Origin of the sequence: Rhodococcus sp. 21391 (genome assembly GCF_016772255.1) — a bacterium.
GTDB classification, from domain to species: domain Bacteria; phylum Actinomycetota; class Actinomycetes; order Mycobacteriales; family Mycobacteriaceae; genus Rhodococcus_F; species Rhodococcus_F opacus.
Map to the genome: position 1 here is coordinate 728057 of NZ_CP063781.1, position 22891 is coordinate 750947.

13 protein-coding genes and 1 pseudogene are annotated in these 22891 nt (G+C 70.4%); all 14 read left to right on the top strand.

All coding sequences use genetic code 11. The annotated features are described in order from the left end of the window. Positions 1-3 precede the first annotated feature (3 nt). The 14 genes and pseudogenes from GO592_RS03465 (at position 4) to GO592_RS03530 (ending at position 22874) form a co-directional block, all read left to right on the top strand. Positions 4-993, top strand: coding sequence for an ABC transporter permease (locus GO592_RS03465; RefSeq protein ID WP_007296441.1), 990 nt, complete (start codon positions 4-6; stop codon positions 991-993). Next, positions 986-1906, top strand: a complete 921-nt coding sequence (locus GO592_RS03470) for an ABC transporter permease (protein ID WP_007296440.1) — start codon at positions 986-988, stop codon at positions 1904-1906. Before GO592_RS03465 ends, GO592_RS03470 begins: the two co-directional genes overlap by 8 nt. Then, complete coding sequence (locus GO592_RS03475) at positions 1903-3579, top strand: dipeptide ABC transporter ATP-binding protein (RefSeq protein WP_007296439.1); 1677 nt, start codon at positions 1903-1905, stop codon at positions 3577-3579. The genes GO592_RS03470 and GO592_RS03475 overlap by 4 nt, the downstream gene beginning before the upstream one ends. Then, positions 3572-4708 (top strand): LLM class flavin-dependent oxidoreductase, encoded by a 1137-nt coding sequence (locus GO592_RS03480; protein WP_007296438.1) that lies wholly within the window; start codon positions 3572-3574, stop codon positions 4706-4708. The genes GO592_RS03475 and GO592_RS03480 overlap by 8 nt, the downstream gene beginning before the upstream one ends. 4 nt (positions 4709-4712) lie before the next feature. Beyond that, positions 4713-6077: an NtaA/DmoA family FMN-dependent monooxygenase gene (locus GO592_RS03485; RefSeq protein WP_007296437.1), complete on the top strand. Its 1365-nt coding sequence runs from the start codon at positions 4713-4715 to the stop codon at positions 6075-6077. Then, the gene (locus tag GO592_RS03490; protein ID WP_007296436.1) at positions 6074-6871 is read left to right on the top strand and encodes a DUF1684 domain-containing protein; all 798 of its coding nucleotides are present in this window, start codon (positions 6074-6076) and stop codon (positions 6869-6871) included. The genes GO592_RS03485 and GO592_RS03490 overlap by 4 nt, the downstream gene beginning before the upstream one ends. 42 nt (positions 6872-6913) lie before the next feature. After that, positions 6914-7540, top strand: a pseudogene (locus GO592_RS03495) (LLM class flavin-dependent oxidoreductase); the annotation flags it as partial. Further along, positions 7537-8679, top strand: coding sequence for an LLM class flavin-dependent oxidoreductase (locus tag GO592_RS03500; protein ID WP_007296434.1), 1143 nt, complete (start codon positions 7537-7539; stop codon positions 8677-8679). The pseudogene GO592_RS03495 and the gene GO592_RS03500, both read left to right, overlap by 4 nt. Before the next feature lie 44 nt (positions 8680-8723). Then, positions 8724-9023 (top strand): acyl carrier protein, encoded by a 300-nt coding sequence (locus tag GO592_RS03505; RefSeq protein WP_039950770.1) that lies wholly within the window; start codon positions 8724-8726, stop codon positions 9021-9023. Then, on the top strand, positions 9020-10117 hold the full coding sequence (locus tag GO592_RS03510) for an acyl-CoA dehydrogenase family protein (protein ID WP_007296433.1): 1098 nt from the start codon (positions 9020-9022) through the stop codon (positions 10115-10117). Before GO592_RS03505 ends, GO592_RS03510 begins: the two co-directional genes overlap by 4 nt. Continuing rightward, positions 10114-11124 carry a 3-oxoacyl-ACP synthase gene (locus GO592_RS03515; protein WP_007296432.1) on the top strand — a complete coding sequence of 337 codons (1011 nt, stop codon included), beginning with the start codon at positions 10114-10116 and terminating at the stop codon, positions 11122-11124. Before GO592_RS03510 ends, GO592_RS03515 begins: the two co-directional genes overlap by 4 nt. After that, the gene (locus tag GO592_RS03520; protein ID WP_007296431.1) at positions 11121-12173 is read left to right on the top strand and encodes an HAD-IIIC family phosphatase; all 1053 of its coding nucleotides are present in this window, start codon (positions 11121-11123) and stop codon (positions 12171-12173) included. Before GO592_RS03515 ends, GO592_RS03520 begins: the two co-directional genes overlap by 4 nt. Further along, positions 12170-13741: an amino acid adenylation domain-containing protein gene (locus GO592_RS03525; protein ID WP_007296430.1), complete on the top strand. Its 1572-nt coding sequence runs from the start codon at positions 12170-12172 to the stop codon at positions 13739-13741. Before GO592_RS03520 ends, GO592_RS03525 begins: the two co-directional genes overlap by 4 nt. After that, entirely contained in the window at positions 13728-22874 is a 9147-nt protein-coding gene (locus tag GO592_RS03530) for a non-ribosomal peptide synthetase (RefSeq protein ID WP_007296429.1), read from the top strand. Before GO592_RS03525 ends, GO592_RS03530 begins: the two co-directional genes overlap by 14 nt. Positions 22875-22891: the final 17 nt, after the last annotated feature.

Sequence of the window (22891 nt, forward strand, 5' to 3'; positions counted from 1 at the left end):
GCCATGATTCGCTACCTCGGACTACGTGTGCTGCAGGCGATCGCCGTCCTGTGGGCGACGTTCACCGTGTCGTTCGCCGTGCTGTTCCTGCTGCCGTCCGACCCGGTGAGCATCGCCGTCGACTCGGCGACCACCGGAACGACGGTCGACGCGGCCGCCGTCGCGGAGTTGCAGGCCCGGTACGGCCTCGACCAGCCGGTGTGGGTGCAGTACTGGAACTCCCTGAGCCACGCCGTCCGCGGTGACTTCGGGTACTCAATCGCCACCGGGCAATCGGTGACCGAGGCCATCGGGAACGCGGTGCCCAGCACGCTCGCGCTGGCATCCGCGGCGCTGGTTCTCGCGGTCGTGTTCGGGGCAGCGGTCGCGTTCCTCGCCACCTACACGAGGGTCCATTGGGTGCGGAATCTGCTGTTCTCACTTCCTCCGCTCGGTGTCGCGGTGCCGCCGTTCTGGGTGGGACTGATTCTGCTGCAGCTGTTCTCGTTCCGATTGAAGGCCTTCCCGGCGTTCGGTGACCAGGGGATCGCGACGCTGGTGCTCCCCGCGGTGACGCTCGCGCTGCCGACCGGCGCCGTGATCGCGCAGGTGCTCGCGGCGAGTCTGCAGACCACGTGGCGGCAGCCGTTCATCGAAGCCGCGCGGGCGAAGGGTGCGTCTCGCTGGCAGATCCAGACCCGGCACGCGCTGCGCCTGTCGAGCATTCCCGCGTTCACCATCGCCGGTGTGCTCGTGGGTAATCTGCTGGCCGGATCGGTCGTCGTCGAGACGGTGTTCTCGCGCGCCGGAGTGGGGCGGCTCACCCAGACTTCCGTGATGGCGCAAGACATTCCGGTGGTCCAGGGAATCGTGGTGCTGAGCTCCGTCGTCTATGTACTCGTCAATCTCGCCGTCGATCTGCTCTACCCGCTGATCGATCCGAGGATCGTCGAGGGCAGACGCAGTTCCGACACCAGCGCCACCGCGGATGTGGAGGAGAAGGTTCATGTCTGACATCCTCACCAGGGAACTGATCGACGAGGCCGAGGGTTTCGGAACTCCGCCGATCGACCCGCCTCCCGCGATCGTGTCCGAGTCGGACAGCCGCGGACGCCGCGTGGTGACGTGGTTGCGTCGCAATCTCGCGCTCGTGGCCTCGGCCGCCGTGCTCCTTGTCGCGGTCGGATTCGCGGTGGCGCCGTCGGTGTTCGCGAGCGGTGACCCGCTGGTCGGGGTGCCCGCCCAGAAACTGCAGGCGCCGAGTGCCGCACATTGGTTCGGCACCGACAACATCGGCCGCGACGTGTATACCCGCGTGGTGCACGGGGCCGGATTGTCGCTGACCGCAACGCTGTTGGCCGTGGGGATCGCGCTGGTGGCCGGTTCGCTGATCGGCCTGCTGTCCGGTGCCGTCGGAGGGGCGCTGGACGCCGTCCTGATGCGGGTCGTCGACGTCCTCCTGTCGATCCCCGCGCTGCTGCTCTCGCTCGCACTGGTGACCGCGCTGGGGTTCGGCACCGTCAACGTGGCCATCGCGGTGGGAGTGTCACTGATCGCGAACTTCGCCCGCGTGATGCGTTCGGAGGTGCTGCGCGTACGCCGGTCTCTGTACGTCGAGGCGGCATTCGCGTCGGGTGTCCGCTGGCACACGGTGTTGCGCCGGCACGTGCTGCGGAACTCGTACCCGCCCGTCGTGGCACTCGCCGCCGTCGAGTTCGGGATGGCGGTCCTCGCGGTGTCGTCGCTGAGCTTCCTCGGGTTCGGTGCGGTGCCGCCCACCCCGGAATGGGGCTCGCTGATCTCCGAGGGCCGGAACTACCTCGCCACCGCGTGGTGGATGACCACCCTGCCCGGACTGGTGATCGTGGCCGTCGTGCTGTCGGCGCACCGACTCGGGCATGCACTCGAACAGAGGGAAGTGCGATGAGTTCGACTACTGCTGCGGCAGGTACCACGGCGCCGCTCCTGCAGGTTTCCGGACTGCGGGTGGCATACGGGAGCGTGAGCGATCCGGTCGTGGCCGTGAAGGGCGTCGACCTCACGGTCTCGCGCGGGGAGGTGGTGGCCGTGGTCGGCGAGTCCGGCTCCGGAAAATCCACCACCGCGCATGCCATCCTCGGACTGCTCAGCGGATCCGGGCGGGCGGTCGCCGGCACCGTCACGTTCGACGGTGAGCGTCTCGACACCAAGTCGGAGCGCGCACTCGGCCGGGTTCGCGGCGCCCGGATCGGCCTGGTTCCCCAGGATCCGACGACGTCGCTCAACCCCGTCCTGCGGGTCGGCGCCCAGGTGGCGGAGGTGCTCCGGATCCACGGTCTCGCCGACCGGCGGACGGCAGGCATCGAGGCGGTGCGCATTCTCGCCGAGGCCGGGATCGACAAGCCCGAGGTGCGGGCGAGACAGTACCCGCAGGACCTGTCGGGCGGGCAACGGCAGCGCGTCCTGATCGGGATCGCCCTGGCGTGCAGCCCCGAACTCGTGATCGCGGACGAACCGACCAGCGCGCTCGACGTCACGGTGCAGCGCCGGATTCTCGATCACCTCGACGCGCGGATCGCCGAATCCGGCACCGCGGTCCTGCTGATCACCCACGATCTGGGTGTCGCCGCCGACCGTGCCGACCGGATCGTGGTGATGAGCCAGGGTGAGGTGGTGGAAACGGGCCCCACCCGCGAGATCCTGGAGAACCCACGGCACGAGTACACCCGCACCCTACTGGCCGCGGCGCCGAGTCTCTCGGTGGTGCGGGGGCCCAGCCGCGCCGCGGAGGCGGGCGGAGCCGAACCCGATGTCCTGCTGCGCGTGTCCGGGGTGTCCAAGACGTTCCCGATCGATCGGCGCACGGCCATCGACGCCGTCCAGGACGTGTCGTTCGAGGTCCCGCGCGGCCGCACGCTGTCGCTGGTGGGGGAGTCCGGGTCCGGCAAGTCCACGGTGGCCCGGATCGCGATCCGGTTGGAATCTCCCTCCGCGGGCCGCGTCGAGTTCGACTGCCGGGACATCACCACCCTGCGCGGCGGTGCGCTGCGAGCACTGCGCCGCCGAGTGCAGATCGTGTACCAGAACCCGTATGCGTCCCTCGATCCGAAGCTGGCGATCGCGGACATCGTGGCGGAACCACTCGGTGCGTTCGGTGTCGGCACCAGGGCGGAACGGACGGCACGAGTCGCCGAACTGCTCGAACAGGTCGCGTTGCCGCGCACCTACCTCGAACGCAGACCGGCAGAGCTGTCCGGTGGGCAACGGCAGCGGGTCGCCATCGCCCGCGCGCTCGCCCTGCACCCCGAACTCGTCGTGCTCGACGAACCGGTGTCGGCGCTGGACGTCTCGGTGCAGTCACAGATCCTCGGGCTGCTCGAGAGCCTGCAGCGGGAACTCGGGCTGAGCTACCTCTTCATCTCACACGACCTCGCCGTGGTCCGGCAGATCAGCGACACGGTCGCGGTGATGCGGTCCGGACGCATCGTCGAATCGGGCGCCGCGGCAGAAATATTCGACAATCCCCGCCACGACTACACCCGGCAGCTGCTCGACGCCATCCCGGGACGATCCGTCGTGCGCCCACGTTCTGCACAGCTGGAGGAATCGATTCATGCCTGAGTCACACGACCCGCTCGTCGCCGTCGATCTGTACGGCACGGGGATCCATCCGCAGTCCTGGCGTCGTCCGGACTCGCGCGCCGAGGACCTCTTCACCCCCGGCTACTGGACCGGCCTGCTCGGGCAGGCCGACTCGGCCGGAGTGGACCTCGCCTTCGTCGGCGATACCTTCGCGATCGCCACCACGGGACATGCCGATCAGCGTGGGCACCTGGACGCGGTGGCGATCGCGGCACGGGCCGTCGCGTCCACCGAGCGCATCGGCCTGGTTCCGACGGTGACCGTCACCCACACCGAACCGTTCCACGTGTCCAAGGCCATCGCGAGCCTCGACCACGCGTCGCTCGGCCGCGCCGGGTGGCAGGTGGACGTGTCGGCCGGCCAGGCGCAGGCGAATCTGTTCGGGCGCAAGGACGCACAGGATGCCGAGAGTCTGTGGGCGGAGGCGGCCGACGCGATCGAGGTCGTCAGTCTGCTGTGGGACAGCTGGGAGGACGATGCCGAGATCCGCGACGTGCCCACCGGCCGCTTCATCGACCGGGACAAGCTGCACTACATCGATTTCGAGGGCACGCAATTCTCCGTGAAGGGTCCCTCGATCACGCCGCGGTCGCCGCAGGGACAGTCGCTGATCGTGATCGGTGCGCGGGACGAGCACTCCACCCGGGTCGCCGCCGCGCGCGCCGACGTGATCCGCATCGGCGCACCCACCGTGGACACCGCGCGTGACGTCGCGGACCGGGTGCGACGTGCTGCGGTCGAGGCCGGCCGGGCCCCCGCTTCGCTCCGGATCCTGCTGGACGTCGAGGTGGTGATCGCCGAGACCGCCGACACGGCGGAACGCGACCTCGCCCAGCTCGAGAACTGGTCCGGCGGCCGCTACGAGCCGGCGTCGATTCTCCACCGCGGAGACGCGAGGGGACTGTCCCGGCTGATCACCGACGTGGTGGACACCGGGGGCGTCGACGGGGTCACCCTCCGGCCGCTGGCGCTGACGTCCGGCCTGAACGAGATCACCGAACGCGTCCTGCCGCTGCTGCGGCCGGGCGGCCGGGCGTCCGACAGCGGAGTGCTCCGGGAGCGGCTCGGCTTCACCCGTCCCGACAATCACTTCGCCGGACAGGACTGACATCATGAGCAACCAGCGCAAGCAGATTCATCTCGCGGCCCACTTCCCCGGCGTCAACAACACCACCGTGTGGAGCGACCCCGAATCGAAGAGCCAGATCGACTTCGACTCGTTCGTGCACCTCGCGGAGACCGCCGAACGCGGATTGTTCGACTTCTTCTTCCTCGCCGAGGGCCTGCGCCTACGTGAGCACCGGGGCCTGATCCACGACCTCGACGTGGTGGGCCGCCCCGACACGTTGACGGTGCTCGGCGCACTCGCCGGAGTCACCACGCATCTGGGCCTGGCGGGAACGATCAACACCACGTTCAACGAACCGTACGAGCTGGCACGCCAATTCGCCTCGCTCGACCACCTGTCCGACGGCCGGGCCGCGTGGAACATGGTGACGTCCTCGGACGCGTTCACGGGGGAGAACTTCCGGCGCGGGGGATACCTCGACAAGGCCGACCGGTACGTCCGCGCAGGCGAACTGATCGAGGGCGCCCGCAAGTTCTGGGACAGCTGGGATCAGGATGCGCTGCAGATCGACCGCGCCCGGGGAGTGTTCGCCGCGGACCACTCGATCCGCGACGTCACCCACTCCGGCTCCCAGTTCGACATCCGGGGACGATTCACGATTCCCCGGAGCCCGCAGGGGCACCCGGTGCTGCTGCAGGCCGGCGACTCCGATCAGGGCCGCGAATTCGGGGCCTCGCAGGCGGACGCGATCTTCACCATCCACGGGTCGCTCGAGGACGGCCAGAAGTTCTACACGGACGTCAAGGGCAGGCTGGCGAAGTACGGGCGCAGCCACGACGATCTCAAGGTACTGCCCGCGGCGACCTTCGTGCTGGGCGACTCCGCGGCGGACGCGGCCGAGCGCGCCGATCACATCCGGCACCAGCAGGTGGGCCCGCAGACGGCGATCGCGTTTCTCGAACAGGTCTGGGGTCGTGACCTTTCCGCATACGACCCGGACGGTCCGCTGCCGGACGTCGAACCGGCCGACGACACGAACATCACCCGCGGCCGGGTGCGGCACGCGAAGGACCCCAACGAGATCGCTGCCGCGTGGCGGGCGAAGGCCGAAGCCGAGAAGCTCAGCATCCGTGAACTGATCATCGTGGTCACCACCCGCCAGCAGTTCGTCGGCACCGCCGCCCAGGTGGCCGAGGAGATCGACCGCTACGTGCAGGCGGACGCGTGCGACGGCTTCATCCTGGTACCGCACCTCACTCCGGCCGGGCTCGACGAGTTCGTCGAGAAGGTGGTCCCGGAATTGCAGAACCGCGGCAGCTTCCGCTCCGAGTACTCGGGGACGACCCTGCGCAGTCATCTCGGACTGCGCCATCCACATCACCAGACAGAAGGAGTTCGGGCATCATGACCGCAGTCACGGCAGGCGCGACATTCGAGCAGGACTGGCAGGACTGGCATTCGGCGCGGGAGGAGTCTTTCCGCGACCCGCTGGGATGGCTGAGTCTCACGGCGTTGCACTGGCTCGTCGAGACCGACACCACGTTCCCCGACCTGCCCGGGAAGTGGCGGGCCGACGCGGACGGGGTGGTGATCACGGCCACCGCCGACGCCGGTCTCGAGATCGACGGCGACGCGATCGACGGCACGGCGACCCTCGCACCTCTGGCGGGTGCACCGGGTCTGCTCGTGCGGCACGGGAGCCGCGACATCGAGGTGATCCGGAGGACCGGTGACGTCGCCCTGCGGATCCACGATCCCGAGGCGGGCACCCTCGCCGCGTTCACCGGCATCCCGACGTTCCTGCCCGCGCGGCAGTGGGCCGTGCCGGCAACGTTCACCCCGTTCCCGCAGTCCCGGGTCGTGACGACGGGTGCGGTCGTCGAGGGACTCGAGCACCACCACACAGCGCTGGGCTCACTCGCATTCGAGTACGACGGCGCCGCACACGAACTCGTCGCGTTCGCAGGCAAGAACGGTGGCCTGCACGTCCTGTTCACCGACGCCACCAGCGGGGTCAGCACGTACCCCGCGGCGCGGTCCCTGGCCGTGGACGCCCCCGCCGCCGACGGTCGGGTGATCCTCGATTTCAACCGGGCGGCCAACCTGCCGTGCGCGTTCACCGATTACGCCACCTGCCCGGTCGCGCCCGCCGAGAACCGGTTGACGCTCGCGGTCGAAGCCGGCGAGAAGAACCCGCGGTAGGCATGGCCGAGAAGCAGGTCGTGCTCGGGGCGGCGGCGCCCGCGGGCCGCGGAGTTCGTCGACACCGCCCGCACGCTGTGGGATTCCTGGGCCCAGGGGGTCGTCACCGTCGACCGGGATGCGGGTCGATTCGTCTCGGACCCCACCGCAGGCGCGTTCTATCACCGGGGCAGGCACTTCGACATCGGTGGACGCTTCACCGTCCCGCGGAGCCCGCAAGCGCAACCGGTGGTGATCGTGTCGGGTGACGGCCCGGAGGCCCGGGATCTCGCCGCCCGGCACGGCGACGTGATCATCGCCCCGCTCGGCACGTTCGAGGCCGGTCGCGCGTTCTACGACGACCTCGCGCGCCGCACGGTCGAGGCAGGCAGACCCGCCGGTGCGGTGAAGGTTCTGTCGGCCGCGACGTTCGTGGGTACCGCCGCGTCCGTCGTGGACCGGATCGTCCGGTGGGTCCGCGAGGACGCAGCGGACGGGTTCGTCCTGCCGTCCCACCTCACCCCGGACGAACTCGCCCTGTTCGCCGACACGGTGGTGCCGTTGCTGCAGGACCGCGGTGTTCTGCGCACCGAATACATCACCGCCACGCTGCGGCAGCACCTCGGACTCGGTGCCCCGCGCAGCCATCGCGCTGTCAATCCCCGCTCTCTCCAGAAGGTGCCCTCATGACCACTCCGTTGTCCGTCCTCGATCTGTCGCCCGTCAGCGAGGGCACCACCGCCCGCACCGCGCTGCGGAACACCGTCGACCTCGCCCGGCACGCCGAGGAGTGGGGATACAAGCGGTACTGGGTTGCCGAACACCACTTCGTGGGCGTCGCCAGTTCCTCACCTGCCGTGCTCGTCGGGATCCTGGCCGCGGCGACCAGCACGCTCCGGGTCGGCGCCGCCGCGGTGCAGTTGGGCCACACCACCGCAGCGGCCGTCGTCGAGGCGTTCGGCACCGTCGACGCGCTGTACCCGGGTCGCCTGGACCTCGGGCTCGGGCGGTCGGGCCAGCGGCGGGCCGAGGCGCTGAAAGCCGTTGCGGAACGCAACAACCAGCCGGCCCCGCCCCGCCGGGAGACGGAGATCCGCGACGGCGTCGTGATCCCGGCACCGTTCGACCCGTCCGGGCTCCTGCTGTCTCCGCGGCTCACAGCGGCGCAGTCGGTACTGCAGCAGCCGGGCGCGCTGTCGCCCGCATTCGACCAGCAGGTCGACGACATCCTGGCACTGCTCGACGGCACGTACCGCACCCCGGACGGGATCGAGCTCCACGCCAGCCCCGGCGAGGGCGCCGACGTCGAGGTGTGGGTGTTCGGCATCAGCGCGGGACCGAGCGCCGAACTGGCCGGGGGCCTGGGGTTGCCTTTCGGAGCGAACTACCACGTGAGCCCGTCGACGACGCTCGAGGCGGTCGAGGCCTACCGCACCGCGTTCCGCCCGTCGTCGCAGCTGCAGAAGCCGTACGTCGTCGTCTCCGCCGACGCGGTCGTGGCGGAGGACGACGCGACCGCGAAGGAACTGGCGTCGACGTTCGCGCACTGGACGCACAGCATCCGCAGTGGACACGGTGCAATCCCGTATCCGGACCCTGCGCACACGGCACCGCTCGGCGAGACGGAACGCGCGGCGGTCGAGGACCGGCTGATCACCCAGTTCGTGGGCGCACCGGCCACCGTCGCGGACCGACTCGACAGTCTGCGAAGGCTCACCGACGCCGACGAACTGGTGATCACCAGCGTCACCCACGATCACGGCGACCGGCTGCGCTCCTACGAGCTGCTCGCAGCGGAGTGGGGACTGCCGGGCCTGCTGGCCGCCTGAGAGCACGATGATTGAACGCTGGTCCAAATGGGAATCCCACGCCCATGGACACAGCACATGCCCCTGTGCCCGAGTCCCGTGACGAGCTGGTCGAGCAGCTACGAAAGTACCTGAGCTCGATCACGTCGACGGAACTCGGACCCGACGACGACTACTTCACCCTGGGATTGGTGAGTTCGTTGCGGGCCCTGGAGATCGTCACGTACATCGAAGGCTCCCACGACGTCGTGGTCGAGGTGGAGGATCTCGATCTCGACAACTTCCGTACCGCAGCGCGGGTAGCGGGCTTCATTCGGAGAAAGCGGGGCGAGCAGCTTCGTGCGACGGACGGGGCGGCGCCGTGATCGGTATCGATACACTCGTCGCCTCCGCCGAGACGGACGCCGCCACCTGGGACGAGACCGGACTGCCGGTCGACGTCATCGAGGCCGCCGCACGGGCGGGAGTCCTCGGGCTGGACCGGACGACGGACTGCCGGGGACTCGGCCTGACCGCGGCCGAACTCGGCTCCGTCGCAGAAAGACTCGGAGCGGTCTGCACGTCGTTGCGCTCGCTGCTGACCGTGCAGGGGATGGTGAACGCCGCCCTCGATCGGTGGGGCACCGCCGAACAGCGGGCGCAGTGGGTGCCGGCCCTGGCGACCGGTGAACTCCTCGCCGGATTCGCCGCCACCGAATCCGGAGCAGGCAGCGACCTCTCCTCTGTGACTACCAGTTTCGAGGCGCACGGCTCCGATCACCGGATCTCCGGACGGAAACTGTGGGTCACGTTCGGCGAGGTCGCGGACGTACTGCTCGTCCTCGGCCGGTCGCCGGCCGGGCTGACGACCGCGCTGGTCGAAACGGACGCACCCGGAGTGTCCGTCGAACCGATCCACGGGCAGCTGGGCATGCGCGGCGCCCGGATCGCGCACATCGCGTTGGACGGCGTCGTCGTCCCCGCCGACCACCTGATCGCACCGCCGGGATTCGGGCTGTCCCACGTCGTCGGCACCGCCCTGGACCACGGCCGGTACACCATCGCCTGGGGGTGCGCCGGGATGGCGCGCGGGTGTCTCGCCGACGCCGCCGCGCACGCGTCCACCCGCGTGCAGGGCAGCGCCGTGCTGTCCGAGCACGACTCGGTCCGCGCGATCGTCGGTCGTAGCTGGGTCGATGCCGCCGGGGCTCGCGCGCTGTGCGAACGGGCCGCCGAACAACGCGATGCCCACGAGCCCAGCGCGCTCTTCACGACGATCGCCGCGAAATACGCCGCTGCCCGGGTCGCCGCGTCGGTGAGCCAGCAGGCGGTCCAGGTGCTCGGGGCCGTCGGGTGCGCCCCCGGCAGCAGGGTGGGGCGCTTCTTCCGCGACGCCAAGGTCATGCAGATCATCGAGGGCGCGACGGAGGTCGCCGAACTCCAGATCGGTGACTACGTGCTCGGGGGAGGTGCGCCATGACGGCCGACCGACCGGTCACGATCGACTCGGTCGCGCTCTGGTTCCCGGACGACGAGGTGACCGTGGCCGGCCTGCCCGAGCTCGACGAACTGCCGATCGCTCAGCGCGAGCACGCATTGTCACTGGGCATCGACACGGTGCGGATCGGAATCGGGCTCTCCGAGGTGGATCTGGCGCAGGCGGCAGCGGACGAGGCGCTCCGGAAGGCGGGCCTCGACGCCACCGAACTCGACGCGCTGCTGCTCGTCCAGGGCCGGGTTCCGCAGTACCTGCTCGCGTCCGAGGCGACCAGGCTGCAGCACCTGCTCGGTGCGACCCAGGCGTTCACCACCGGTGTGGGTGACCTCGGGTGCGTGTCCGTCTCGGCGGCGTTCGCGCTCGCGTCGGCATTGCTCCGCGGCGACCCCCGTTGCCAGAACGTCCTCGTCGTCGCGGCGGCGAAGACACCTACCCGGTTGCGGTACCGGTCGCCGATGACGCTCCTGGGTGACGGCGCCGCCGCGGTCCTGCTGACGACGTCGGGGACCGGCCGGTACGAACTCGTCGACCAGATGATCCGCAGCGACGGAAAATACGCCGACCTGTTCCACATCGACTACCGCGACGTCCGCGAAGCCGACTGGGTCGAGGAATGCGCCGACGAACCCACATACTCGTTCCGTCTCGCGGTCGAGAGCCGGAAGCGGTTCACGGAGATCAACGCGGACCTGCTGGCCCGGAACGGGCTGCAGCAGGACGCGATCGGCGTGTTCCTCATGCAGAACCTGTCGCTCGGTGCGTTCACGTTCTGGCAGGAGGCACTCGATGTCACCATCGATCCCGTCTGCCGCGACAACCTGGCCCGCTTCGGCCACCTCGGATCCGTCGACGTCGCGGCGAACCTCGAGCACGCTGCGTCCGTACAGGCGCCCGGCGACTACTGCGTGATCATGAACAGCAGCCCGGTCGCGGCGTGGAGCAGCGCGCTGCTCCGACGCCTGCCGGATCGACCCGGGCACGGGAAGTGATCGCGATGGAGCAGACGGTGAAGTGCGTGGTCTGGGATCTCGACGACACCATCTGGGACGGCGTCGTCCTCGAACAGGACGCCCCCGTGCCGAAAGCCGACGCCCTCCGTGCCCTGGACGTGCTCGACCGTCGCGGCATCCTGCACGCCGTGGCGAGCCGCGGCGAATACGAACCCGCCGCCGCGCACCTGCGCATGCACGGGATCGAGGAACTGTTCTGCGCCGTCGACGTCGGCTGGGGCCCGAAGTCGGAGGCCGTGCGCCGCATCGCGGAGACACTGAATCTGGGTCTCGACACCATCGCCTTCGTCGACAACGATCCCGTCGAGCGGGCCGAGGTGTCCGAGGCGCTTCCCCCGGTGCGCTGTTATCCCGCCGAGCAGATCGCGTCGTTCCCCGACCTTCCCGAGCTGACTCCGCCCGCCGTCACCGAGGAGGCGAGGCAGCGGAGGTCGCTGTACCGCGCCGAACGGATCCGTCAGGTGAGCGAACAGGAGTTCCACGGGTCCAACTCCGAGTTCCTGGCCTCGCTCGAACTGGTCATGACGGTCCGCCGCGCGGCCGAGGACGACCTCGAACGCGCCCACGAACTGACCGTCCGGTCTCATCAACTCAACACGACGGGCCGGACTTTCGGCATCGACGAACTGCGCCGGCTGTGCGCCTCGGACGACCACGAGGTGCTCGTGGCGTCGCTCGGCGACCGATTCGGCGGGTACGGCACGATCGGTCTCGCGGTGTCGGAGATCCGCGGCGACGATTCCGTTCTGCAACTGCTGCTGATGTCGTGCCGGGTGATGTCCCGTGGGGTCGGGACGGCGCTGATCCGGCACGTCGTCGAGCGGGCCCGCGCCCACGGCAGGCGGGCGCTCGCCGAGTTCGTGCCGACGGACGTCAACCGGGTCATGCTGGTGACCCTGCGATTCGCGGGATTCGACGTCGTCGACCCGAACCCCGATCGGATACTGCTGCTGTGCAATGACTTTCGTAGTGCGGTGGCGCCGAACGCCGACCACGTCGCGGTCCTCTCGGGAGACGTGGCGCCATGACGGACGTGGTCGCGAACGGTGGGGTGATGTCCGGGATTCTCCGCCAGTGCGCGCGGGTTCCCGGCCGGATCGCGATCGTCGTGGGCGACCGGTCGCTGACGTATCGCGAACTCGATTCGGCGAGTGAGGCACTGGCGCGACAACTCGCTGCCCGGGGCGTGCGGCCGGGCCAGGTTGTGCTGATCCACCAGCGGCAGAGCGTCGAGACGGTGGTCGGGATGATCGCCGCGCTGCGACTGGGTGCAGCGTGGTGCGTGATCGAACCCGGACATCCGGTGGTTCAACTCCGCGCACTCCTCGGCGACATCGACTGCGGCGCCATCGTCTTCGGGTCCACCGATCCGAAGACGTCGCCGGAGTCGGTCCGGGATCTGGCCCGGAGGGCGGGCGGACGCGTGCCCGCGCTGCACGACCTGGACGCCGACCACCCGCCCGTCGCCGAACCGGCCGACCTTCCCGAGGACGTGCCCGCGGGCATCGCCGCCTACGTGATCACCACGTCCGGGTCGACCGGCGTCCCCAAGGCCGTCGTCGCGAGCCGCGCCAACCTTGCGAACATGGTCGACGGCCGCGACTACGACTACGACGACGGCGACCTCGTCACGTTCTCCGCCTTTCGCCTCACCTGGGACGGTTCCCTGCTGAAAACCCTGTGGGCGTTGTGCACCGGCGGCACCAGCGTGCTCCCGGACGCTCGCGAACTGATGGACGCCGAGGCCGTCGCCGCGCTCGCCCGCACGTGGCAGAGCACCCATCTGGTCGCGACCCCGTCCTTCTACCGGCTGCTGCTGCCGCATCTCACCCCGCTGCGCGAACGTCTGCGGTTGGTGACGCTTGCGGGAGAGGCGCTTCCGGGCACGCTCGTCGAACAGCATCGGGCGACGCTGCCCGGGATCCCGCTGAGCAACGAGTACGGTCCGACCGAGACGACCGTCAGCTGCCTGGCTCATCCGGTGCGCGACGTGCCCGCCTCGATCGCGCCGATCGGCAGACCGCTAGGGGCGAGCACGGCCCACGTCCTCGACGCGAAACTGGTCGAGGTGCCGTACGGAACGGTCGGGGACCTGTATGTCGGCGGTCCGCAGATCTCCGAGGGCTACGCGTCCCGCCCGGCCGCCACCGCGGCCCGCTTCGTCGCCGACCCCTTCGCGGCTCGGCCGGGTGCCCGGATGTATCACACGGGTGACCTCGCGCGCGTCGATGCGCACGGCGACATCGAATTCTGCGGCCGATTCGACGGACAGGTGAAAGTGCGCGGCGCCCGGGTCGAGAGACACGCGGTGGAGGCCGTCCTCGAGAGTCATCCCGCGATACACCAGGCCGTGGTTCTCGCCACCGCCGACGAACACGGGGAGACGGCCTTGACCGCGTTCTGGGTGCCCGCGGCCGCGGCGACCGTACTACCCACGCCGCGCGACCTGATCGCGCACTGTGCCGAGCGGCTCGTCGCGCAGGCGGTGCCCGACCGCTTCCTCGCGCTCGGCGCCCTTCCGCTCGCACCGAGCAGCAAGGTGGACGAGGCGGCGTTGCGCCGGCTGCTGCCCAGCGGAGGTGGTGGCGTTGCGTGAGCACCATACCGAGGCCGCCGGCGGCGCGGAAGTACCGTTCCCGCTGTCGTCGGCCCAATACGAGGCGTGGCTGGCCCAGCAACTGGCCCCCGACGTGCCGCTGTGCATCGCCCAGTACGTCGAGGTGCACGGCGATCTGGACGTCGACCTCCTGCGCGAGGCCACCGTTGCGACCGCCGACGAATTCGGATCGCCCTTCCTCCGGTTGATCGACAGGGACGGTCAGCCGTTCCAACTGGTCGACCCGTCGACGGACCGGTCGATCGGCCTGCTGGACTTCCGCGGGGACGCCGAACCGGTGGACGCCGCCCGCCGATGGATGCGCGCCGACTGCGAGACCCCACTGGATCCGACTCGCGACCGCCTCGTCGAATCGTCGATTCTTCGCGTCGGTGAGACGCACTACCTGTGGTACAGCAAGATTCACCACGTCGCCCTGGACGGTTACGGTGCGATGACGATGCTCAACCGCATCGCGGCCCGGTACACCGCGAAGGTGCTCGACCGGGAACTGCCGCCCAACGAGGCCGTGGACCCCCGGCAGCTGTACGAGGCCGATCAGCAGTACCGGTCGTCGACCCGCTTCGCCGCGGACCGGCAGTTCTGGGCCGAACGGGTCGGCGGCCTCGGACCCGGATCGAGCCTGGCCCGACGGACCGGGCCCGCGGTCGCCACGAGCACCGACGTCACCGCGCCCCTGCCGGACGCGGCGGAGCGAGCGCTCGGCGACGCCGGGGCCCACGGGACCGCGAAGATCATCGCCGCGTTCGCCTGCTACCTGTCGAGGACGACGGGACGCCGGGACGTGCTCGTGAAGATCCCGGTGTCGGCGCGCACCACCGCGACCCTGCGACGGTCCGGCGGAATGGTGGCGGGCGTCGTGCCGCTTCCCGTGCAGATCCGCCCCGAGGACACGGTGGGGCAGCTGGTGGAGCGGGTGCAACTCGACCTGATGGGGGCGCTGCGACACCAGCGTTTCGGGCTCGGCGACATCCGGCGCGACGCGGGCGCCGGTGCCACGGAGTCACTGTCGGGTCCGATGGTCAACGTGATGCTCTTCCACCAGGAACTCGCTCTGGGTCCGCTCGTCGGGGAGTATCACATCGTCACGTCCGGGCCGGTCGAGGACCTGCTCGTCAACGTGTACCGGAGCGGCACACCGGTAAGGACCTTCGTCCACTTCCTGGCCAACCCCAACCGGTACGACGCCGACGAGGTCGGCGCGCATCACCAGCAATTCCTGGAACTGCTGGGCGACTTCGTCACGGCCGCCGCGAACGCCGCGCTCACCACCGTCCACGAGGAGACGGCCCGGCTCGATTTCTGGACGCGCACATTGGCTGACGCGCCCCCGGTGCTGGATCTGCCCACCGACCATCCGCGGCCCGCGCGGCCGTCCCACCGCAGCGCCGCCGTCGACGTCGCACTCGACCCGGATCTGCGGCGCAGCCTGGAAGCGTTCGCCGCCGAACACCGCACGGTCGCCGCCACCGTGATCCATGCGGTGCTGGCGCTGGTGCTGGCACGGTCGGCTCGGACCGACGACGTCGTCCTCGGCGCGGAGACGGACACCGACCCGGTGGTGTTGCGGACCCACGTGTGCGGTTCGGACCGCTTCGGCGAGTACGTCGGCACGGTACGGGACGCCGCCGCGGAGGCGTTCGCGCACCGCGGTGTGCCCGCGCGGCGAATTCTGGACATCCTCGACCCGCCGCGGTCCACGTCCCACGCATCGCTCTTCCAGGTACTGCTCGAATTCACGGACCAGGCAGGGGAACTCGGCGACCTCGACCTGCGCGTGACGGTGTCGGACACGACGGCCCGATTCACCTACGCGACAGACCTGTTCGACGCCGCCACCGTGGAGGGAATCGCCCGGCGGTTCGTGCGGACCGCCGAGGCCGCCGCCGCGGATCCGTCTGTCGTCATCGGCGACCTCGACCTGGTCGAACAGGCCGAACGCGCTGTGCAGCAGGACTGGTCGATCCGTCCGGGGGATGCCGCCGACGAGACGACACTCGGTGAGTTGTTCGCCGCCCGGGCGTCGCGGAGCCCCGACGCCACCGCCGTCGTGTCGGGTAGCGAGCGCACGAGTTACGGCGACCTCGATGCCCGGTCGAACCGCCTTGCACGGCACCTGCTCTCCCTGGGTGTGGGCCCGGAGGCGTCGGTCGCGGTGGCGATGCCGCGATCGGCGGCGCTCGTCGTCGCACTCGTGGCGATCGTCAAGGCCGGGGCCGCCTATCTCCCCATCGACGCGGACCATCCCGGTGAGCGCTCGTCGCGCGTTCTCGACGACGCCCACCCGGTGTGCATTCTGGCCACCCGGGACACCGCGGTCGCACTGCCGGCGTCGGACATTCCTGTCCTGCTCCTCGATTCGACGGACACGGATCTCGGCGGCAGCTCCGCGGACCCGCTGACCGGCGCCGACCGGGCACCGGTCGATCCGGACTCGTTGGCCTACGTCGTCTACACGTCGGGATCGACGGGACGGCCGAAGGGCGTCGCGGTGTCGCACCGCAACGTGGTCTCGCTCTTCACGAGCACCCGGGACCTGTTCCGGTTCGCGGACACCGACGTGTGGACGATGTTCCACTCCCCGGCATTCGACTTCTCGGTCTGGGAGTTGTGGGGCGCGCTGCTGCACGGCGGGACCCTGGTCGTCGTCGACTTCGACACCACCCGGTCGCCCGCCGCGTTCCTCGCGCTGCTGCGCCGCGAGCGGGTGACGGTGCTGAGCCAGACGCCGACGGCGTTCTCGCAGCTGATCGAAGCCACCGACGCGGAGGCCTGCGCGGGCCCGCCGCTGCTGCGCTACGTCGTGCTCGGCGGCGAGGCGCTCGACTTCGGGCAACTCGAACGCTGGTACTCCCGCCACGACGAGGACGCGCCCGTGCTGGTGAACATGTACGGCATCACCGAGACGACGGTGCACGTCACGCACCTCCCGCTCGGTCGCGGGCTCGCCGCCGCCGCGTGGACGAGCAAGGTAGGGCGGCCGATTCCTGGGTTTCGGGTGTCGGTGCTGGACGCGCGGCTGCATCCGGTGCCGGTCGGTGTGGCCGGCGAATTGTACGTGGCGGGACCGCAGGTCGCGCGCGGCTACCTGGGCCGCGCCGGGCTCACGGCGTCCCGCTTCGTCGCGGATGCGTCGGGCGCCCGGATGTACCGGACCGGGGACATCGTCCGGTGGCGACGTGACGGGAGTCTCGACTACCTCGGACGCGACGACCTCCAGGTCGAGATCCGCGGATTCCGGGTGGAACTCGGCGAAGTGGAATGGGTGCTCGGCCGGTGCGACGGGGTCGCGCAGGCAGTGGTGACCCTGCACGACGACCCGGTGCCGGGCCCGGCTCCGGCGGCGTACGTGGTGCCCGAGGCGGGTGCGATCGTCGACACGGAGGCCGTGCTGGAATTCGCCGGAACCGCGTTGCCGTCGTACATGGTCCCGGCCTCGGTGACGGTCCTCGAGCGGCTCCCGCTCACCGTCAACGGGAAACTGGACCGGGCGGCACTTCCGGCGCCCGTCACGGCTTCCCGCGCCGAATTCGTGGCACCGGGGACTCCCGCCGAGGAGTCGCTCACCGTCATCTTCGCCGCGCTGCTCGGCGTGCCCGCGGTCGGGGTCGACGACGACTTCTTCGCGCTCGGCGGCAACTCGCTGATCGCGGCGAAGGTCGTGGCGCGGATTCACGGTGTGCTCGGTGCGGGCGTGGGTGTGCGCGACGTCTTCGAGGCGCGGACGGTGCGGTCGCTGGCGGCTCGGGTGAGCCGAGCGGCATCGGCGGACCGGCCGCCGCTGGTGGCGACGGACCGTTCCGCGGCGGCGCCGGTGTCCCTCGCGCAGACGCGGATGTGGTTCCTCGACCAGTTCGACACGACGTCGCCCGCCTACAACATCGCGGCGGCCTTCCGATTGCGCGGCCACCTCGACGTCGCGGCGCTGCACACGGCGCTGACGGACGTCGTGGACCGGCACGAGGCGTTGCGGACGATCTTCCCGATGCGGGGCGACACGCCCGTGCAGTCGGTGATACCGGCGGCGGAGGCGGTGCCCGGAATCCGCGCGGTCACGGTGTCGGGGGAGAGCGACCTCCGGGGCCGGCTCGCGGCGGCCCTGTCCGCGGGCTTCGAGGTGACCGCACAGGTTCCGTTGCGGGCGCACCTGTTCGAGGTCGGTCCGCGCGATCACGCCCTCGCCCTGGTGGTCCATCACATCGCGGCGGACGCGCTGTCGCTGGGCCCGCTCGCCCGGGACATCACGTCCGCGTACACCGCCCGGGCGCGGGGACACGCGCCGGACTGGGTGCCGCTTCCGGTGCAGTACGCCGACTACAGCATCTGGCAGCGGGCGCTGCTCGGCTCGGAGGACGATCCCGGCTCCCTGATGTCCCGCCAGCTCGGGTACTGGCGTTCCGCGCTCGCCGACGCCCCGGTCGTGACGGACCTGCCGATGGATCGCGCACGTCCCGAACACCGGTCGCTCGCCGGCGCCCGGGAGTCGTTCGACATCGGGGACCGCCTGCACCGGAAGGTGGTCGCCCTTGCGCGCGAACACGATGCGACCGTGTTCATGGTGACGCACGCCGCATTCGCGGTCCTGGTGTCCCGCTTGGGCAGCACCACCGACGTGGTGATCGGATCCGCGGTGGCGGGACGTGGTGAGGCCGTCCTCGACGACGTGGTGGGGATGTTCGTCAACACCCTGGCACTGCGCACCCCCGTCCACGGCGCCGAGTCGTTCGCCGCGCTGCTCGCCGCCGTGCGGGACCGCGACCTGGAGTCGTTCGCGCACGCCGAGGTGCCGTTCGAGCGGGTGGTCGAGGCGCTCGCTCTCCCGCGCACCACGGCGCACGCGCCGTTGTTCCAGGTGCTGTTCGAATTCCAGGACGTCGTGCGGCCCACTCCGAGCCTGCCGGAACTGGAGGTGGAGGAGATCGACCTCGGTGTCTCCGTCTCCACCTTCGACCTGCAGCTGACCCTGGCCGAACGATTCGCAGAGGACGGGTCGCCGGCCGGGATCAGCGCGGGATTCACCTATGCCACCGATATCTTCGATGCCGCGACCGTCCGCAAGTTCGCCGAACGATACGTGCGGTTCCTCGACGCGGTGGTCGCCGATCCGGACGTTCCACTGGCCCGATTCGATCTGCTGTCGCCCGGCGAACGCGAGGCACTCGTCCCGGTGCGTGGGCGGCCCACCGGCACGACCCGGTTGCTGCCGGAGATCCTCTCCGCCGCCGCCGCCCGGGACCCGCACGCCGTCGCGCTGTCGTACGGCAACGCGGTGATGTCGTATCGCGAACTCGACGACTGGTCGAACCGCCTGGCCTGGGTGTTGATCCGCCGCGGAATCGGACCCGAGGACCACGTGGCGATCGGGCTCGCCCGGTCCGTGGAACTGGTGGTGTCGGTGTGGGCGGTGGCGAAGTCGGGTGCGTCGTTCGTCCCGGTGGATCCGAGTCTGCCGCCGGGGAGGATCGCCGACATCCTCGCCGACTGCGGGGCGGTGGCGGGACTCACGGTCGCCGAACAGCGTGACCGGATGCCGGACGGCGTGGAGTGGCTGCTCCTCGACTATCCGGGTCCGACGCGGCGATGGGAGTCCCGTCCGATCACCGACGACGACCGGGTCGTGCCGCTGCGACCGGGCCATCCGGCGTATCTGATGTACACGTCCGGGTCGACGGGGGCACCGAAGGGCGTCGTGATCCCCCATGCGGGGTTGCAGAACTTCACGATCGATCAGCACACCCGGTACGCGACGACGAATGCCTCGCGCGTCCTGAATCTCGCGTCGCCCGGGTTCGACGCGACGATGCTCGAATACCTCGCGGCGTTCGGCGCCGGTGCGCGACTGGTCATCGCGGCGCCGCACGTCTACGGCGGCGCCGCACTGACGGAGCTGCTGGCGGCGGAGAGGATCACGCACGCGTTCGCCACCCCCGCGGTCCTGGCCACGATCGACCCGCGTGGTCTGCGCCTGCTCCGCACGCTCGTCGTCGGCGGCGAACGCTGCCCGCCGGAGTTGCTGGCCCGCTGGGCGTCCGGACGCACCCTGCTCGTCGGCTACGGTCCGACCGAGACGACGGTGATGTCGAACATCGGCGACCCGATGACACCCGGCGACCCCGTGCGGATCGGCCACCCGATGCGCGGTGTCCGCGAACTCGTCCTCGACGAGTGGTTGCGTCCCGTGCCGGTCGGTGTGGTGGGTGAGCTGTACGTACTGGGCGACGGTCTGGCGCGCGGCTACCACAGGCGGGCGGGGGTGAGCGCCGCCTCGTTCGTGGCGAACCCGTTCGACCACCCGGGATCACGCATGTACCGCACCGGCGACCTGATGCGCTGGACGAAGGACGGTCGGCTGGAATATCTGGGCCGCAACGATTTCCAGGTCAAATTGCGCGGCCAGCGGGTCGAGCCGGGGGAGGTGGAGGCGGCGCTCACCCGCTGCCCCGGTGTCGCGCAGGCGGTGGTCGTGGTCCGCCACACACCCGCTGCCGAGGCGGTCCTCGCCGGATACGTCACGGCGGAGGACGGCGCGGACCTCGACACGAGCGAGGTGATGCAGTTCGCCGGGTCCGTCCTCGCGCCGTTCATGGTGCCTGCCTCGGTGACGGTCCTCGGCCGACTGCCGCTGGGCGCCAACGGCAAGGTCGACCGGCACGCGCTGCCGGAGCCCGAATTCGCACCCCGCATTTTCCGGGCGCCCGGCACCCCCTTCGAATCCGCGGTGGCCGACGTGTTCGCCGAGGTTCTCGGGACCGGCGTCGTCGGAGCCGACGACGACTTCTTCGCGTCCGGAGGCAACTCGCTGACCGCGACGCAGGTGGTCGCGCGGATCAACTCCGCGCTCGGCACGGACGTCGGTGTGCGGGACGTGTTCGAGACCCCGACCGTTCGGGCGCTCGCGGCACGGATCGCGCGCGAGACCGCGGGCGGCGAAGCTCGGCCTGCGATCGCGGGGCCCCGGCGCCCCGACGCGGTGCCGCTGTCCTGGGCGCAGCACCGGATGTGGCTCCTCAATCAGTTCGACCCGTCCTCGCCCGCGTACAACGTCGCGATGATCGTCCGGCTGTCGGGTGACCTCGACGTCGACGCGCTGACCGCCGCCCTCGCCGACGTGGTGGACCGGCACGAATCGCTCCGCACCCGGTACCCGTACGGCGATTCGGGACCCACCCAGGTGATCGTCGGTGCGGGCCACGTCGCGCAGCTCACCGTGTCGACGTCCGACGATCCGGTACGCGAACAGATCTCGGAACTCGTGTCGGCGGGTTTCGACGTCGCGACCGAAGTCCCGATGCGGGCCAGGCTGTTCGAACTCGGCGACCGGGAGCACGTCCTCGTCGTCGTGGTGCACCACATCGCTGCCGACGGGTTCTCGATGGTTCCGCTCGCCCGCGACGTGATGACGGCGTACACCGCGCGGTCCGAGGGCTGCGCGCCGGGATGGGAGCCGCTGCCGGTGCAGTACCCCGACTACACCGTGTGGCAGCGGGAACTCCTCGGCTCGGAGGACGACGCGGACTCCTTGCTGTCGCGGCAACTGGACTACTGGCGATCCGCTCTCGCCGACGCGCCGGCGGTGACCGCGTTGCCCACGGACCGTGACCGCCCGCCGCGGCGATCAGCCACCGGTGACCGGGTGACGTTCGGGATCGGCGCCGACCTGCACCGGGGCGCAGTGGCATTGGCGCGGACCCGACGGTGCACCGTGTTCATGGTCGTGCACGCGGCCCTCGCCGTGTTGCTGGCCCGCTCGGGCGGCACCGACGACGTGGTGATCGGGTCGCCGGTCGCCGGCCGCGGCGAGGCCGTCCTCGACGACGTGGTGGGAATGTTCGTCAACACGCTGGTGCTGCGGACCGACGTGTCGGGGACTTTCGACGATCTGCTCGCCCGGGTGCGCGAGACCGACCTCGCGGCCTACGCCCACGCGGACGTGCCGTTCGAACGGGTGGTGGAGGCGCTGAACCCGCCTCGGTCCCAGTCGCATTCACCGCTGTTCCAGGTGTTGCTCGAGTTCCGGAACACCGAGCATCCCGATCTCGCCCTCCCGCACCTGGAGGCCGAAGTTCTCGAACCCGACGTCGAGGTGTCGCTCTTCGACCTGCAGCTGACGGTGCGCGAGCGGTACGACGAGTCCGGAACACCGGAAGGGATGACGGCGGGATTCACCTACGCCACCGACCTCTTCGATGCGGCGACCGTGCAGGCCCTGGCCGATCGGTTCACCAGGATCCTCGCCGCGTTCGTCGCGGATCCGACAGTCGCCGTCGGGGACGTCGACGTGCTGGCCCCGGACGAGCGCACCCGGATTCGCGAATGGAGTGCGGCGGCCGAGATCGTCGTGCTCGATCCCCGGCTGCAGCTCACCCCCGAAGGCGTGACCGGTGCGGTGTACGTGGCCGATACGCGGGAGCACCACACTTCGGCGCGGGCGGCGGCCGCGACGTTCGTGGCGAATCCGTTCGGCGCCCCGGGCTCCCGGATGGTCCGGACGGGCACGCTCGCGCGGTGGAACCGGTCCGGACGACTGCTGAGCGTGGGCGCGACCGGGCCTCCGTCGCGGTCGGTCACGGACGTCGTGGCGAGTCACCCGGCGGTCCGCGAAGCGGTGGTCCTCACGACCGCGACCGGTGTCACCGCCTTCTGGGTCCCGGCAGCCGCGGCGGCCGTGCTACCGATGGCGGACGATCTGCGGGAGTTCAGCGCCGGGCGGCTCGACGCCCGATCGGTTCCCACGCGATTCGTCGCACTCGGTGCGGTCCCGCGGACGGCGGACGGCGAGGTGGACGAGAACGCGCTGCGCGCACTCGTCTCAGAGGCAGCGCCCGCGCCCGGCGAGTCGCGGCACCGCTGGACGACGCTGCAACGGTCCGTCGCCGAGCATTGGGCGGCGGTGCTGGGGCACGACGACTTCGGTCCCGAAGACGGGTTCTTCGACGTCGGCGGCAACTCGCATCGCGTCGTGGAACTGCAGCGTCGTCTCGACGAACGCTGGCCCGGGGCTCTGCGGGTGGGTCAGCTGTTCGACCTCGTCACCGTGGCGGCGCAGGCCGAGGCGATTTCGCAGTCCACCGACACGAGCGAGGCGTCCGCGCCCGCCACCTACGAGTTCTGACCAGCCGGGAGGAGGCA

Bases quoted from the DNA above. Each gene is read 5' to 3' on its own strand.
- GO592_RS03480 (WP_007296438.1), top strand. From the start codon at position 3,572: ATGCCTGAGTCACACGACCCGCTCGTCGCCGTCGATCTGTACGGCACG.
- GO592_RS03525 (WP_007296430.1), top strand. From the start codon at position 12,170: ATGACGGACGTGGTCGCGAACGGTGGGGTGATGTCCGGGATTCTCCGC.
- GO592_RS03485 (WP_007296437.1), top strand. From the start codon at position 4,713: ATGAGCAACCAGCGCAAGCAGATTCATCTCGCGGCCCACTTCCCCGGC.
- GO592_RS03515 (WP_007296432.1), top strand. From the start codon at position 10,114: ATGACGGCCGACCGACCGGTCACGATCGACTCGGTCGCGCTCTGGTTC.
- GO592_RS03465 (WP_007296441.1), top strand. From the start codon at position 4: ATGATTCGCTACCTCGGACTACGTGTGCTGCAGGCGATCGCCGTCCTG.
- GO592_RS03490 (WP_007296436.1), top strand. From the start codon at position 6,074: ATGACCGCAGTCACGGCAGGCGCGACATTCGAGCAGGACTGGCAGGAC.
- GO592_RS03470 (WP_007296440.1), top strand. From the start codon at position 986: ATGTCTGACATCCTCACCAGGGAACTGATCGACGAGGCCGAGGGTTTC.
- GO592_RS03505 (WP_039950770.1), top strand. From the start codon at position 8,724: ATGGACACAGCACATGCCCCTGTGCCCGAGTCCCGTGACGAGCTGGTC.
- GO592_RS03500 (WP_007296434.1), top strand. From the start codon at position 7,537: ATGACCACTCCGTTGTCCGTCCTCGATCTGTCGCCCGTCAGCGAGGGC.
- GO592_RS03475 (WP_007296439.1), top strand. From the start codon at position 1,903: ATGAGTTCGACTACTGCTGCGGCAGGTACCACGGCGCCGCTCCTGCAG.